Annotated in this window: 14 protein-coding genes; all 14 read right to left on the bottom strand. The window is 55.6% G+C overall.

Features of this window, described 5'->3' with window-relative positions:
* Positions 1-121: 121 nt before the first annotated feature.
* Positions 122-562: a type III secretion system invasion protein IagB gene (gene iagB, locus ABFI50_RS16390; protein WP_045134882.1), complete on the bottom strand. Its 441-nt coding sequence runs from the start codon at positions 560-562 to the stop codon at positions 122-124.
* Between the two features lie 103 nt (positions 563-665).
* A complete protein-coding gene (locus ABFI50_RS16385) occupies positions 666-3,380 on the bottom strand; it encodes a glycosyl hydrolase family 18 protein (protein ID WP_045134883.1) in 2,715 nt (904 codons plus the stop codon).
* 253 nt (positions 3,381-3,633) lie between these two features.
* Positions 3,634-4,431 carry an A24 family peptidase gene (locus ABFI50_RS16380; RefSeq protein ID WP_176260469.1) on the bottom strand — a complete coding sequence of 266 codons (798 nt, stop codon included), beginning with the start codon at positions 4,429-4,431 and terminating at the stop codon, positions 3,634-3,636.
* Positions 4,428-4,913, bottom strand: coding sequence for a type II secretion system protein M (locus ABFI50_RS16375; RefSeq protein ID WP_014883180.1), 486 nt, complete (start codon positions 4,911-4,913; stop codon positions 4,428-4,430). The genes ABFI50_RS16380 and ABFI50_RS16375 overlap by 4 nt, the downstream gene beginning before the upstream one ends.
* Positions 4,910-6,043 (bottom strand): type II secretion system protein GspL, encoded by a 1,134-nt coding sequence (gene gspL, locus ABFI50_RS16370; protein ID WP_176260468.1) that lies wholly within the window; start codon positions 6,041-6,043, stop codon positions 4,910-4,912. The genes ABFI50_RS16375 and gspL overlap by 4 nt, the downstream gene beginning before the upstream one ends.
* A gap of 15 nt (positions 6,044-6,058) precedes the next feature.
* Positions 6,059-7,069 carry a type II secretion system minor pseudopilin GspK gene (gspK, locus tag ABFI50_RS16365; protein WP_179120666.1) on the bottom strand — a complete coding sequence of 337 codons (1,011 nt, stop codon included), beginning with the start codon at positions 7,067-7,069 and terminating at the stop codon, positions 6,059-6,061.
* On the bottom strand, positions 7,066-7,737 hold the full coding sequence (gspJ, locus tag ABFI50_RS16360; RefSeq protein ID WP_347484529.1) for a type II secretion system minor pseudopilin GspJ: 672 nt from the start codon (positions 7,735-7,737) through the stop codon (positions 7,066-7,068). Before gspJ ends, gspK begins: the two co-directional genes overlap by 4 nt.
* The gene (gene gspI, locus ABFI50_RS16355; protein WP_023332514.1) at positions 7,734-8,114 is read right to left on the bottom strand and encodes a type II secretion system minor pseudopilin GspI; all 381 of its coding nucleotides are present in this window, start codon (positions 8,112-8,114) and stop codon (positions 7,734-7,736) included. The genes gspJ and gspI overlap by 4 nt, the downstream gene beginning before the upstream one ends.
* Positions 8,107-8,592 (bottom strand): type II secretion system minor pseudopilin GspH, encoded by a 486-nt coding sequence (gene gspH / locus ABFI50_RS16350; RefSeq protein ID WP_014883175.1) that lies wholly within the window; start codon positions 8,590-8,592, stop codon positions 8,107-8,109. Before gspH ends, gspI begins: the two co-directional genes overlap by 8 nt.
* Entirely contained in the window at positions 8,592-9,041 is a 450-nt protein-coding gene (gene gspG, locus ABFI50_RS16345) for a type II secretion system major pseudopilin GspG (protein ID WP_014883174.1), read from the bottom strand. Before gspG ends, gspH begins: the two co-directional genes overlap by 1 nt.
* A 3-nt stretch (positions 9,042-9,044) precedes the next feature.
* Entirely contained in the window at positions 9,045-10,253 is a 1,209-nt protein-coding gene (gspF, locus tag ABFI50_RS16340) for a type II secretion system inner membrane protein GspF (RefSeq protein WP_014883173.1), read from the bottom strand.
* A complete protein-coding gene (gene gspE / locus ABFI50_RS16335) occupies positions 10,253-11,731 on the bottom strand; it encodes a type II secretion system ATPase GspE (protein ID WP_193970360.1) in 1,479 nt (492 codons plus the stop codon). The genes gspF and gspE overlap by 1 nt, the downstream gene beginning before the upstream one ends.
* A 14-nt stretch (positions 11,732-11,745) precedes the next feature.
* Positions 11,746-13,677, bottom strand: a complete 1,932-nt coding sequence (gene gspD, locus ABFI50_RS16330; protein WP_014883171.1) for a type II secretion system secretin GspD — start codon at positions 13,675-13,677, stop codon at positions 11,746-11,748.
* Positions 13,678-13,690: 13 nt separating this feature from the next.
* On the bottom strand, positions 13,691-14,422 hold the full coding sequence (gene gspC / locus ABFI50_RS16325) for a type II secretion system protein GspC (RefSeq protein WP_014883170.1): 732 nt from the start codon (positions 14,420-14,422) through the stop codon (positions 13,691-13,693).
* Positions 14,423-14,498: the final 76 nt, after the last annotated feature.

The following is a 14,498-nucleotide window of genomic DNA, read 5'->3' as shown; positions in this document are numbered from 1 at the left end:
GTTTATTTAAGTTAAATAATAACAATCCAGGCTTATGTATTAATCCGTTAATAAATAAACCGCAGACAGCTGTTTTCTCTTTTCGAAGAACACCCTCAGGAATTCTTCAAAAATAAAAAACTCATTCGTTTGCTGTCGCTTTCAGTTCCTGATATTTTCTCCACACTTTGTGGGCGTATATCATGCGTTGCGGATAATTCTCTTTCTTTAATCCGGCGTTATAGGCGCCGACCGCCTCCCAGTTATAGCCATACACTTTAATCATGCTGGATAAAATCGATGCGCCAACCATAATCGAGGTACAGGGTTCGGTTATTAGCCGATATTCATCTATCCCCCTGCTCTCCAGTGCCGAAAAATGTGAGCTGTTAATTTGCATCAACCCCACGTCACGCGTACCGTCATGGTTTCTGCCGACCGCATACGGGTTCATTCCCGACTCCACATTGGCAATGGCGTACAGTAAATAAGGATCGACGTGATAATAATGTGCCGCTTTATCCCAACAGTTTGCCAGCGCGCTTTGGCTGATAATCAATAATAAAAAAATTAACTTTTTCATTTTTACCTGCTGACCGTTTCGTTTATTTCTCCTTAACAACATCCTGTAAAATCATTTTTGATTTACTCCCCCCTTATACGGGGGGAGTCTTTATCAGCTCAGATTATTGGCAATCTGTCGCTGGGCCTTCTTTGACCCATACATCGCTGTTCGCTGGGTTGTCACCACGGGTCCACCATTTGGCACGGTAAACGTTGCCCTGGTAAGTAGTGGTTTCGCCGCCGTTGTACACCAGATCAGAACGCCAGTTCATCTTCACGTTGCTCGCAAGTTCCCATGCGTCCACGCCGAAGCCAGGCTGGTTGCCCTGAGTCCAGTACTTCGCTTTCCACACCAGATGGTCGAAGCTTACGGTATCGCCAGTGTTGTAGATTTTGCTGGAATCCCACGCGGCGTAGTTGCCGGCGTTGGCGTCAACCGGTGCGTCGCAGCTGCCGGTTGCAGTGCCTTCGTCAGATGGCGGAGTCACGTCATCAGCAGGTGGTGTAACGTCGTCAGACGGCGGAGTCACATCATCAGCTGGCGGCGTCACGTCGGCTGGTTTCGGATTAACCGTTACCTGGACGTTAGACTGCACGCTGGTTTTACCATCGCCTACCACCACACTCAGGGTGTAGGAAGAGGTAGAAGCCACTTCTGGCGCAGTGATGGTCACGTTCGCGGTGTCAGTACCGGTCGCGTGCATATCTGCCGGAACGCTCCAGGTATAGGTCAGGTTATCACCGTCTGGATCCGCAGCCTGTGCATGCACAACATAGGTTTCACCCGCCTGCAGCGTCACCGCTTCCATTGGGTTCACAACCGGTGCCTGGTTAGCCTTCGGCGCCTTGTTAACAACCTGCACGTCAATCGCGTTGCTCAGGCCTTTGGCGTCGGTAACCGTCAGGCGGAACACCATGGTCTGATCGCTGGTCGCAGCCGCGACGTTGAAGGTCGCTTTCGCTTTGGTGCTGTTGGTCAGGGTGACCGATGGGCCAGAAACCTGAGTCCATTTGTAGGTAATTGCATCGCCGTCTGGATCGCTGGACGCGGAACCATCGAGCGTAACGGTTGCCGGGCCAGAAACGTTCTGGTCTGCAGAAGAGGCGATTGGCGCATGGTTGGTCACAACAGGATCAACCGGCGTAGAGCCGCCACCCAGCAGGCTTTCATTCATGGCGTTCAGGATGTCGCCGGTATCGGAGTCAATAGACCATGCGAACAGACCACCCAGGTTTTTCTGAAGCACGTATTTGCCTTTTGCAGCAGTAGAACGCGCGTCTTCATAGGTGATCAGGTCACCCGTCGTTTTGTTGAACACGTATGGCGCTTCTGCATCCGCGTCGTAGCCGTATTCCCAGCCTGGTTTGCCTTTGTACTCGTTAACGATCTGACGATAGTCAACCACGCCCGGTTCCCAGGTTCCTCTCACCATACCGGTCGCGGTACCGGTGAATGGATTGTTACCGGTGTAGCCGTGTACACCCGTCCAGCCACGGCCATACATGCCCGCACCGACCACGATCTTGCCAGGCTGTACGCCTTGCTGCAGCAGGGCATCAACCCCGTTTTCCGTGGTATAGTTGGTGTCTGGTCGCCATGCTGGCGCATGCAGCGCAGCCTGGTGGCCCAGCTCGGTGTTGCTCCAGCCGCCGTAGAAGTCGTAGCTCATCAGGAAGATGTGGTCGAGGTACTGCTGAGCAGTGGTGTAGTCCACGTCTTCAATCTTATCTTTACCCGCACCGATTGCGCTGGTCAGCTCATAGGTACGGCCAGTCTGGGCAGACAGCTCGTTCAGCATCGCGCGCAGATCGTGCATCAGCGCCGTATAGGTCGCTTTATCCTGCTGCGGGTTGCCTTTCGTCTCGGTCACACCGCCGCCGCCCGGGAATTCCCAGTCGATATCCACACCGTCGAAGAATTTCCAGGTCTGCAGGAAATCTTTAACAGAGGAGACAAAGCGTGCGCGGATAGCCGGATCGCCCATGTGGAAGAACGGATCGGACAGGGTCCAGCCACCGATAGATGGCAGTACTTTCAGGTCCGGATGCGCTTTTTTCAGCGCCATCAGCTGACCAAAGTTACCTTTGTACGGGTCGTCCCAGTTGGACACGCCTGCCTGTGGTTTTTGCAGGGCAGCCCATGGATCGTGGATCGCCACGGTAAAGTCAGGACGTCCCTGGCAGTCGCGCTGCAGCACGCCGTAGCTGTTGCCGCCTTCTACGGTTTTCAGGCCGTCGTTGATGCCGTCACCGCCACAGATTGGAATGAAGCCATACAGAATGTGGTTGAGGTTCGCAGCAGGAATTTTGTCAACCGGGAAGTTACGGTCGTAAACGCCCCACTCAGGGAAGTAGGCCGCAACCACTTTATCGGTATGCTGCGCGAAGGATTTGTTGTTCTCGTGCATTGTCGTGTTCAGCGGCAGCAGGTGGCTACCGTCGGTATCCGCAACGATGATCAGCTTGCTGGCGCTTTTCGTACAGCCGCTGTTGTTACAGACTTCAACCTGCTCCTGATAACGTCCGCCTTTTTTCACTTTGAACGTTGCAGAGCCCGCCGCGCCGCCGGCACCGGTCCACACGGTTTTACCGTCCAACAGCACTTTGGCTGATGTTGGCGCATCGCCGCTCCAGACGTTCCACTCGACTTTGACATCTACGCCGTCATTATGGACTTTAACCAGACTGTTATAATCCTGAGCGGCCTGATCCACTTCAACCAGCGCAAATTTGTCATTGCCGGAACCAATGGACGGTGCGCCTGGTGCCGCTGCGAATGCGGAGCTGGTTGCCGCCGCAATAAAGAGCGCCAGATATTTAGGCTTCATAAAATTCATTTTTATTTCCTGATAAATTTATTCGTAACGTTAATACCCATGCCTTCCTTGAGAACATGGCGTGTTTCGCGTAATGCGTATTTAACTAACCTGACAACCGAGACAAAAAACGTTTTGCTGCTTTGTATTCCTCCATAAAAAGATACAAGCCCAAATTCCGTGTAGCTTATATCCTTTACGATACACTGAGCGCAAAGAGACGTCCTTCTCTTCCACCGCCGAAAAAATTTATAAAAAAGCTTGACCTGTATATTTAAAATATGAAAGCAAACTGCTGCCCAATAAACACAACTATTCCAGCAAAAGAAAGGTAAGGTCCGAAAGAAATAGTGAGGTTATTTTTATTTAAATTATTTAAGGCAAAATACCCAACGATACCGCTCAGTGCGGCTGCGAGTTCAATCGTGGGCAGAGCCTGCCAGCCGCACCAGGCACCTAATGCCGCCAGCAGCTTGAAATCACCGTATCCCAGACCTTCCCGCCCGGTAGCCAGACGAAACGCCCAGTAAAGCAACCAAAGAGACATATAGCCCGCCACCGCGCCGAGCAGCGCGTCGCGTAGCGGCAGTTGGTGATCGAACGCATGAAGCAACAGTCCCGCCCAGAGCAGCGGCTGGGTCAGGCAATCCGGGAGCAATTGATGCCGCCAGTCAATCATCGTCAGCGGGAGTAAAAAGCCGGCCAGCAGCCACAGAGAAAACAGCGCCTGAACGTCGGGCATACACCACGCCGTCAGGCCAAAAAACAGGGCGGAAACCAGCTCAACCAGAAAGATTCGCAGCGGGATAGCGGTTTTGCACTGGCTGCATCGCCCGCGCAGAAGCAGCCAGCTCACCAGCGGAATATTCTCCCAGGCCGCCAGCGCGTGCTGGCACACCGGACAGTGCGAGGACGGAAAGAGCAGATTTCCGCATCCCTCCTCTTCCCTTACCATGGCCGGCACGCGTTCGGCGACAACGCCGAGAAAACTGCCCACCATGCCGCCTAACACCGCGCTCGCGATCGCGAACCCCACCGGGTAGACGTCCCGCATCAGCGCAACGCTGTTCATGCGGTTTTACCCCACGTGAGTTGCACTTCAGCCTTCACGTCGCTGAGATGATCCACCGGCGTAAGGTTCATTTTCTGCAGCCTGACGCCGGAGGTCTGGTTAATTTCCCGCAGCCAGTTCTTTAATTCATAAACGTTCACGCGACTGACCACGAACGATAACGTTTGTCCATCCTGATGCACATCCGTCAGGGGAAGATGGATCTCCTGGGCGCTATTTTCCACCAGCGCACGCGGGTTATTTGTTTTGGTTACCTGAACCTGCAAATGGTTTTTATCTATTTCACTGCGCATCCAGTTCAGGGTTTCTTTTTGTCTGGCCAGGGTCGAAGCACTATTTTGAATCATATTATCCAGCGGCATAACCCCGGCGTAATAGACCGCGGCCCCCAGCAGTGCGGCGGCACATATTTTTAAAATGACTTTTTCCCTGGCGCTGTAATTCTGGTAACGAGACTTAAGCTGCGCAATTCGCTGTTTCATTTATATTTCCCTGCGATCATGGCGGTATAAGGTGCTGACGTGGACACGGGCTGCAGGGTGAAATCAAATTTCTCACTGGCCTGGTTCACAAACGTCTGTAATGCGGTCTGGTTTTGTGCGCTGACGCTCAGCGTCAACGTATTCTGCCGCGCATCGTATTCCAGCAGGTCGATTTCCATTTCCGGAACGGCCTGTCGGGCTTTCTCCAGATCGTCAAACTGAAGAAAGATCCCTTTACCCTGCTTCTTCATGTTTTGACCAAAGTGGTACTTAATATTGGTCTTGTGACGCATGCTCGGGAAATGGTGTTCGTAGACCTGCTGGATCTCCTGCTGGATCTGATTTTCCTGCTGTACCAGCATCCAGGCCATCGCAATGCGCGGCCCCAGCAGCAGGCTAAGGGAGAGCAGCCCTACGGCGGCCATCGCCACGTTTAACCGTCTGGCGGCTTTGCCATTGCTGGCTTTGGCGCTGAACGCCCCGTGCAGAAGCGTGACGCGGCAGGCCTGCCACTGGGGCTGAATCAGCACCAGCGGATGCTGCCAGGGCAGCACAACATCGACATCCACACCGGCAGGTGCATCACCGTAGCAGCAGACCTCACCCTCTCCGGCTTTCTGCATCAGCAGCGGCAGCAGGTTGGCCTCCATTTCACCCGCGACGTGCGGGGATAACCGCAGCCACCAGGTTTCACCTTCGGCAACCAGCGTGCTGCCGCCCGCCGTCACGGGCAGCAGCCAGGCATCCGGTAGCGCCTGCACCACCGTCAGACCCGCCTCCTGACAGCGGGTTAACCACGCCTGAAGACTGTCGGCATCGATCGCCACCACGTCGACCTCTGCGCCCTTTTTGCTAAGCACGGTCCAGTGAAGCGCGTCCACGTCACCAATCAGCGTCTCTTCGGCCATCCACGAGAACGCCGTCGCCAGAGAAGCGACCTTTTTCGGCAACGTAAAATGGCGGAAGATCATGCTGCTGGCCGGCAACAGCAGACATACGCGCGTCGCCAGCGGATGATCCGCCAGTGCCTCCAGGCTAGCCACGGTTTCCACCTGCTGAGTGCCGGAGACACACCACATTATTTTCCCGCCCTCGAAGCTGTCGGGACGAACAAAAAGTACCTGTTTCATAGCGATCTACTTTTCTTATTCAATCATTCGGTAACGACGCTGCCACGTCACGATCTCACCGGCTTCGTTATTAACCTGAAGCTGGCTTACCACACGAAGCGTTAATTCATCGGTATTGCCGGTGTAGTTAACGCGGAAATACCGGCTATTTATTGAGAGAAGCTCTGCCACCTGCGGAAGGTCATCTTTCAGTTGCGGGAAGGTTTGCTCCAGCGCTTTGCTGAAGGTCTCCATATTTTCCCAGCCGCTTTCCGGACGTGATTCAATCAGGCGAAGGGCGTCATCTTCAGTTAATTTCGCCGGGAACAGGGCGGCCAGTAAGGCGGCCTGCTCCGGTTTCAGGGTATTCACATCCACCTTGCTGGCGGTGTCCGGTAACGCGCACAGCAGTTTGCTTACCTTCGGATATGCCGCCGCCGGGAACGCAGGCAGCAGTTTGATCTCCGCAATGGTGCGCATCATCTGGTTAGCCGGCTGACGGGCAGGCACGACGCCTGCCCAGGCATCACTCTCGGCGCCTTCTTTGGCCGTCGTCGTGTCGCCATCGAGGTAGTCCACCAGCTGGAGGTAAACTTCTTCCGCCGTGGACTGGCTTAGCCCGCTCTGCGTCAGGATCTGCTCAACAATTCGCTCGTTGCGCGGCTTTTCCGGCACGGCAGTCTGCGCTTGCCCCTGGGCAGGCTTTTCTGCTGCCAGCAGGTTATTAACGTTGAAGCAGTCCTGGGCATCTTCGACCTGGCTTACCACCGTGTAATCTTCCCCCTGCGTTTCCAGCGGCTGCTGCCAGTCCCCTTCCGGTGACAGCGCGTTGCTCTCGCCGCTGGCGTCACTCTGCAGACGGTCTTTGACCACTTTTTCCTGGGCCTGCATCGCCCAGCGCAGCTGCTGCTGGCTGACCTGATAATGCGTTTTCTGCAGGTTGCGGCAGAACTGCTGGCTGATTTTGGCGGCCAGGGCCGACATCATCACCAGCAGGATCAACACCACCAGCAGCGCCACCCCTTTCTGTTTGCGTAAGGCACTCATGGTTTCGCCTCCGGAGCAGGTTGTGGCGCGGGTTGCGGCGCAGTCCCTGCCTCTGGCGCGGCGGCAGGCGCGGCGTCTGACCCGGTGGCAGGTGCCGGTGCAGCCACCGCAGGCAGATCGCCCGGCGTCGTGAAGACCCAGCGCCAGGTATCACCGTTTTCCATCATCAGCGTCAGCTCAACCCCGTCCGGCAGATGCGCCGGGTCGCTCCAGCTTTTCTGCCAGCCCTGACGGTAAAAACGCCACGCCAGGGATTTCACCTCGCTGACGATCGGCACTTCGTCCGCTTTAACGTCCGCCGGGCTGTCAATGACCGGCCAGACATCGCGGTAAAGACGCCCCTCTTCCAGCCGCCAGCGCACGCGTTCGAGTTGCACCGTACCGCTCACGCCGTTGAGCGTGGTCAGTTCCAGCGCATCATCGACCTGACGGAACAGGTCCGGCTCGTTGCGCGGCGCGCGCGCCTGAAGCTGGTAAAAATCGCGCTCCATCAGGCTCCAGGCGCGCTGAAGCTGATTGAGCTTCGCCGCGCTGGCGTCGGTTGCCGAACTGGTGCGCATCGCGCCGTCCAGAATCTGCCAGGCCAGGGTGCTGATCACCGCAAAAATGGTCAGCGCAATCATGATCTCCAGCAGGGTAAATCCGCGCTGGCGTCGGGCTTTGTTCACTTGATCTCTCCCGGCGGCACAATCTGCAGCGATATCACGGGCTGGCTGTCGTCACCTTCCGCATAAACGCTGATGGCATTTGCCCAGCGGTTGTCCGCCGTTTTGATGCGTTGTTTACGCCACGTCCAGCCGCGCCCGCCCATGGTTTCGCTTCCCCGTTCTTCGGCATCGGGAAAGTCGCTTTTAGTCAGTTGCACTTCCGCCAGCTGGTTTTCCGCCACCCAGCTGGCCTGCAGCGTATCGGCCAGGCCGTGGGTGAAACGCACGTTCAGAGACACCGAGTTCATCAGCGCCAGCGCGGCGGTGGAGAAGATGACCAGCGCCACCATGACCTCCAGCAGCGTCATCCCCGTTTGCTTTTTCTTACCGTTAGCCATCGTTTTCTACCGATACGGGCGCCGCGCCTTGCGACACCACGCGGAAATGGTGCTCTTTGTCATAGCTTTGCAGCGTCAGCGTGAAGCGGCTGATTTCGCCGTCCGGCAAAAAAAGCACCTGCGGATCGGACGTCAGCGTCGCGGCCAGGCGCTGCGGCGAGAGCGATACGTGCATCTCCTCCGGGAAATCACCTTTGGTGGTGATACGGCCCGCGGATAACGGTACCCAGCGACGCTCGCCCTCTTTATCTTCGAGCGTCACCAGCTGATAGTTATCTGTGGTGATCACCAGCCCGACGATATTTCCGTCCATCACCGCACGGTCTGAACCATAATCAACGAGGGCTTTTAATTGCTGGCCAAATATATCCGCACCGCTGCGCGAAGGTATTGTTGACACCACCATCATGGCGCAGCTGGCAAATATCACCAGCGCCAGAATAATTTCCAGCAACGTAAAGCCGCGTTGATTTTTCATTATTTCTCTTTCTTATCCAGAGACCAGTTCGTAATATCATCGGCGGTATTGGCTTCACCGTCCGGGCCAGACGAGAAGACGTCAACCGCACCGTGCTCACCCGGGCTTACGAGGAGATAATCATTACCCCATGGGTCCTGCGGCAGACGGCGAATATAGCCATCCGCGCGGTAGCCGTTCGGGATTGGCGCGATTTCCGGCTTGGTCACCAGCGCCTGCAGGCCCTGTTCGGTTGTCGGATAACGGTGGTTATCCAGCTTATACATATCTAGCGAACCTTCGAGCGCGACAATATCGCTGGTCGCCTTTTGGGCATCCGCTTTTTCTTTATTACCCATTAAATTGGGCACCACCATACTCGCCAGTACGCCGAGAATAACAATGACCACCATTAATTCGAGCAATGTGAAGCCCGCCTGGCGAGCCAGGTTTTTACGTTTTAAAGCCATGATTTAACCTACCATATTATTAAGTTGCAGAAGCGGTTGTAATATTGACAGCACGATGAATAAAACAATCGTTGCCATGGATACCACCAGCGCCGGTTCAAATACCGACAGCGTTAACGTAATGCGATGCTGTAATCCCGATTCCTGGTTTTCCGCCGCGCGGTCCATTAAATTACCTAATTCGCCGCTCTCTTCCCCGGAGGCAATCATATACAGCATGGTCGGCGGGAAGAGTCTCGCCTGCTCCAGTGCGGCATACAGCGATGCCCCCTGGCGGACGGTATCCGCCGCCTGCTCCAGCACCTGCCGGGCGTAGAGGTTTTCGATACCGTCCATTGCGATATACATCCCCTCCAGCAGCGGTACGCTACTGGCCTGCAGAATACTCAGAGTTCGGATATAGCGGGCGCTGTTGATGGCGCACACCAGTTTTTTGATCGGCGAACCGTTCACCAGCCAGCTGTGCCAGCGAAAGCGGTTTTTGACGTTTCTGACCCAGGCTTTGAAACCGACAATCCCCCCGCCGATGCCGCCCGCGATATAAATCCCGTAAGCCTGCAGGAAATCACTCACTGCAATCAGCGTGCGGGTGGTGATCGGCAGTTGCTGCTTCATGTGGGTGAACTGTTCGATCACCTGCGGCACCACCGCAACCAGCAGAATGCTGATGACCGCAATGGCCACTACCGTCAGGGTAATCGGGTAGACCATCGCCTGCGTCAGCTTGCTTTTCATCTTCTGACGCTGCTCGTTGTATTCGGCCAGCTTTTCCAGCACGTCGCCCAGGTGACCGGTCTTTTCGCCGGCCATCACCAGCGTGCAGTAGAGTTTGTCGAAGGTGCGCGGAAACTGGCTGAAGGCGTCAAACAGCGTGTGCCCTTCCACCACCTTCTCGCGAATTTCAACCACCATCGCCGCCAGCTTTTTGTCTTCCGTCTGTTTGGAAATCGCTTTGAGCGCGCTCTCCAGCGGCAGCGCCGCGTTGACCAGCGTGGAAAGCTGGCGGGTAAACATCGACAGCACCGGCGTAGAGAGCTTTGCGCCGGTTTTCGCTTTTCCGGCAGACGCAGCCTCACGGGTTTCGTTGATGCTGACGGGCATCAGCTTTTGCTCGCGCAACATCTGGCGAACCTGCTTTTGCCCCTCAGCCTGCAGCGTGCCGCGCTGGGTTTTCCCCGCTGCATCCGTTGCCGTCCAGGCGTAGAAGGCCATTACGCATCTCCTCCACGCTCGGCGGTAACGCGCATCACCTCTTCGAGAGAGGTCACGCCGCTAATAACCTTCAGCAGGCCGTTCTCACGCAGGCTGTAGGCCTGCTTAAAGAGCTGCGTTTCAATGGACATTTCGTCTTTATCTTCATGAATGGCGCGGCGCATGGTGCTGTCCACCACCAGAAACTCATGAATACCGGCGCGCCCCTGGTAGCCGCTCTGGCGGCAGTGTTCACAGCCCACCGCGCGGTAGATGGCTTTTGGCGGCGTGTCCATAAAGCTGAACAGCGCTTTCTCATTGGCGTCCAGCGGACTGGTGGTCCGGCAATGCGTACACAGCCGACGCACCAGACGCTGGGCAATGACACCGAGCAACGATGAACCAATTAAAAAGGATTCCAGCCCCATATCCCGCAGACGGGTGATCGCCCCCGCGGCGCTGTTGGTGTGCAGCGTAGACATGACCAGGTGACCGGTGAGCGACGCCTGCACCGCAATTTGCGCGGTTTCACCGTCACGAATTTCCCCGATCATCACCACATCCGGATCCTGACGCAGAATGGCGCGCAGTCCGCGGGCAAAGGTCATGTCCACGCGCGGGTTAACCTGCGTCTGCCCCACCCCTTCCAGTTCGTATTCAATCGGGTCTTCTACGGTCAGAATGTTGCGTTCTTGACCGTTCAGCGCCGAAAGAATGGCGTACAGGGTGGTACTTTTACCGGAGCCAGTCGGCCCGGTGACCAGGATGATGCCGTGCGGGCGGTCAATCAGCCCTTTCAACTTTTCCAGCTCTTCATCAATCAGGCCAAGCTTGTTGATGTCGGGCTTAAGATTGCTTTTATCGAGCAGACGCATCACCACACGCTCGCCGTACTGCGAAGGAATGGTCGATACACGCACGTCGATTGCCTTACGGCCGATGCGCAGGGAGATACGTCCATCCTGCGGCAAACGCTTCTCGGCGATGTCGAGTTTTGACATCACCTTGATGCGCGACACCAGCAGCGGCGCGAGCTTGCGCGCTGGCTGGAGCACCGGGCGCAGCACGCCGTCGACGCGAAAACGAATGCTCAGCGTGCGCTCAAAGGTTTCGATATGAATATCCGACGCGCCATCTTTGACCGCCTCGCCAAGAATGGCGTTGATCAGGCGGATCACCGGCGAGTTTTCGTCGTTGTCGAGCAGATCCTCGTTATCCGGGATCTCCTCGGTTAACGCCATCAGATCGATATCCGCGTCCATATCGTCCACCAACTGCTGAGAGACGCCGCTGCTCTGCTGCCAGATTTTCGCCAGCAGCTCGTCAAAGGCTTCCGGCGTCAGGGTCACCGGGACGAACGTGCGTCCCAGCACCCGGCGCACTTCCAGCAGCGCAAATGCCGGGGTGTCTTCACGGATAAAGACGTCATTGTTGTAAAATAAAACGCCGTTATCTTTTGCATAGCTGCTGCTACACAGGGTTTTACTCAGTTCGTCCACGTTGCCCCTCCGCCTTACTGTTTAAACGGGTTGCGCGTTGCGGCTGCGCTGGTTTTCACCGGCACCGCGTCGGCAGAAGGCGCGGACGGATATGCTGGCATCACCGGGTTATTGCTGTTCGTTACGATGCCCAGCTTTTTCTCCTCCATGCGCTGCTGCTGGCGAGCACGGATCTGGTCATATTTCTCTTTCGACGCCGCACTGTAGTTGTCGTCGTCGCGCAGCACTGTGGTGTGGATGAACACCATCAGGTTACGTTTAGAGGTATCCTCAGAGGTGTAGCGGAACAGCTGGCCCACCAGCGGAATATCGCCCAGCAGCGGCACCTTGGAGACGGTCTCTTTGGTGACGTTTTCCATCAGACCGCCCAACACCACGGTCTGGCCGCTGTGTACCATCACTTCGTTGTTGATGGTACGGGTGTTGAAGGTTGGGCCGAGGCTGGCGTCTTCAGTCGCGTTAGCGTCAACGCTGGAGACTTCCTGTTCAATCTTCAGATGAATCATGTCGCCGTCGTTAATCTGCGGCACGATTTTCAGCTTGGTCCCCACCGTCTTACGCTCAACGGAGTTAAAGACGTTGTCGCCACTGGTCGTTTGCGAACCGGACAGTACCGGCACATCCTGACCGACGTTGAACGACGCTTCTTTGTTATCCAGCGTCACCACGCTTGGCGTAGAAAGAATGTCGTTCTTGGACCCGGTGGAGAGCGCAGTCATCAGCGCACCAAAATCACCGTTAAAGAAGCCGGTTGCCAGACCGGTATACGACAACCCTTTCATCGTGCCATTTTTGACCTGCCCGATTGGCAGGCCGGTGGATCCGAACTGGACGCCGCCGTGCTTGCTGGTCCACTGCACGCCCAGATCCATGCCGTTACCGTCCTGTACTTCCGCAATGATGGCTTCCACCAGCACCTGCGGACGGCGGATATCGAGCTTGTCGATCACCTTCTCCAGGGAGTTCATCACGTTAGGCTGCGCGGTGATCACCAGAGAGTTGGTTGACTCGTCGGCGGTAATATTCAGATCGCTGGACGCGGCGGCGGTTTTCGCCTTTGGCGCGCCCGCTTTGTCTTTCAGCTGTTCGCCAATCCCGGTCAGCACCGGCACCACCTTGGTGGCGCTTGCGTATTTGAGATAGAACACGCGGGTATTCCCTTCGTTGTTCTGCTCGCGATCCAGCTCATGAATCAGAGAGCGGGTGCGGGTGCGCGCCGCTTCCGAGCCGCTGATCACCAGGCTGTTGGTCTCGTCATCTGCAACCACTTTCGTGGCCAGCTGCGGTGCGTTCTGCCCTTTCTGCTCTTCGTTGTTGAGGTTGTTCAACATGTCTGAGAGCTCTTTGGCAGAGGCAAAGCGCAGCGGCACAATTTCACGGCGCTGAACACCGTCTTTATCCACGCGCTGAACCAGATCCACCAGGCGGTTCACCACTGAGGCTTTACCGGTTAACAGCAGTACGTTGGACGGCTCAAAGTGAACCACGTTACCGATGCCGGTTGCGTCGTTGAGCTGGCGCAACAGCGGTGCAAGCTCGCGTACTGGCACATTTTCCATGCGCACGACGCGGGTGATGATTTCATCCCCTTTGCCCGGGTTGCTGCTGTCCGCCAGCGGCGCCCCGGCGGTGCGGGCGACGCTTGAACGCACCACTTTGACCATGCCGTTGTCCATCGGGATCACCGACAGGCCGTACAGGTCCAGCACGCTCAGGAAGAACTGGTAATACTCATCTTCCGTCAGCACGTTATAGGTTCTTACGGATACCGTGCCCTGAACGGACGGATCGACAAGAATGGTTTTATTAAGATTGCGGCCTACCGTATCGATAAACTCCCGAATATCGGTATTTTTAAAGCTCGCGCTAAAGTTCGCCGCGAACAGCGAACCTGAATATAACGACAATGCGGTCAGCGCCACGCACGCCCAAGGAAATTTCTTCATGGCTGTACACTTGTTAATTGTTTAGAACATTAATCCGAATATTTTCAAGGTGAGCGTGACGTCTGACGACGACCTCCGCTTCTTTCATTTTCGACCAGTTGGCAATAATATTTTTTGCCTTTGCTTCATCGGTCATATCGACAGAGTTTACTTTTACCGCCACATCCCCCTTTTCCAGTCCTGAATGGCTGAAGAAGGCGGAGGCGTTCCTTGGATTAATGTTGTAGCCTTCCAGCTGGCCTTTTTCGATCAGAGGTTTTAACACCAGATAATCATCCAGATGCACGCTTTCCGCGCCTGCATCCTTCGTCGATTTCGTCACCGGGCCGCTGTCAACGCCGCCCTTAAAATAATCCGGCTTATTTAATGCGAGTACCTGCGTAGCACCTTCATAATTAACCACCACATTATCTTTATTAATTTCCTGAACAAACGCGTCGGTAAAACCGGTCAACGGCTCGCCCTCCCGGTAGCTTCTCGCCCCTCCGGGGGTTTTAATGACGGCGAAGGAGAGCCAGGCATCATCACTGCGCACGATACCTTCGATCTCCGCTGCCAGCGGCGCTTTTGCCGCTATCTCGACGTTATCCTGGCGAACAGCAGCCGTGAAAAGCGTGAAGGATTTTTCTTCGCGACGTTTTTTCAGCGGCTGCACATCAGAATTAGCCAACTTATTTGTAACTTTTTTATAATCTTTAAACGTCAGATACCCTTGTTGGCCGCAAAATAGCAACAGCGCAAACATAATACAGGGGGTTATCCACCGTGACAGAAATGAGAACCTCATTTTTCATCTGGCCTATAGCAAAGCGAAAATAAGC

The organism is Enterobacter sp. HNDS-6 (assembly GCF_039850505.1).
Lineage (GTDB): Bacteria > Pseudomonadota > Gammaproteobacteria > Enterobacterales > Enterobacteriaceae > Enterobacter > Enterobacter kobei.
Note: the sequence above shows the minus strand (reverse complement) of the source record. Positions and strands in the feature narration are given on the sequence as shown.

Excerpts from the sequence above, each read along its gene's own strand:
- ABFI50_RS16375 (WP_014883180.1), bottom strand. The coding sequence starts at position 4,913 with ATGAAACAGCGAATTGCGCAGCTTAAGTCTCGTTACCAGAATTACAGC.
- gspG (WP_014883174.1), bottom strand. The coding sequence starts at position 9,041 with ATGGCTTTAAAACGTAAAAACCTGGCTCGCCAGGCGGGCTTCACATTG.
- gspI (WP_023332514.1), bottom strand. The coding sequence starts at position 8,114 with ATGGCTAACGGTAAGAAAAAGCAAACGGGGATGACGCTGCTGGAGGTC.
- ABFI50_RS16385 (WP_045134883.1), bottom strand. The coding sequence starts at position 3,380 with ATGAATTTTATGAAGCCTAAATATCTGGCGCTCTTTATTGCGGCGGCA.
- gspH (WP_014883175.1), bottom strand. The coding sequence starts at position 8,592 with ATGAAAAATCAACGCGGCTTTACGTTGCTGGAAATTATTCTGGCGCTG.
- gspL (WP_176260468.1), bottom strand. The coding sequence starts at position 6,043 with ATGAAACAGGTACTTTTTGTTCGTCCCGACAGCTTCGAGGGCGGGAAA.
- gspF (WP_014883173.1), bottom strand. The coding sequence starts at position 10,253 with ATGGCCTTCTACGCCTGGACGGCAACGGATGCAGCGGGGAAAACCCAG.
- gspD (WP_014883171.1), bottom strand. The coding sequence starts at position 13,677 with ATGAAGAAATTTCCTTGGGCGTGCGTGGCGCTGACCGCATTGTCGTTA.
- gspC (WP_014883170.1), bottom strand. The coding sequence starts at position 14,422 with ATGTTTGCGCTGTTGCTATTTTGCGGCCAACAAGGGTATCTGACGTTT.
- gspK (WP_179120666.1), bottom strand. The coding sequence starts at position 7,069 with ATGAGTGCCTTACGCAAACAGAAAGGGGTGGCGCTGCTGGTGGTGTTG.
- ABFI50_RS16380 (WP_176260469.1), bottom strand. The coding sequence starts at position 4,431 with ATGAACAGCGTTGCGCTGATGCGGGACGTCTACCCGGTGGGGTTCGCG.
- iagB (WP_045134882.1), bottom strand. The coding sequence starts at position 562 with ATGAAAAAGTTAATTTTTTTATTATTGATTATCAGCCAAAGCGCGCTG.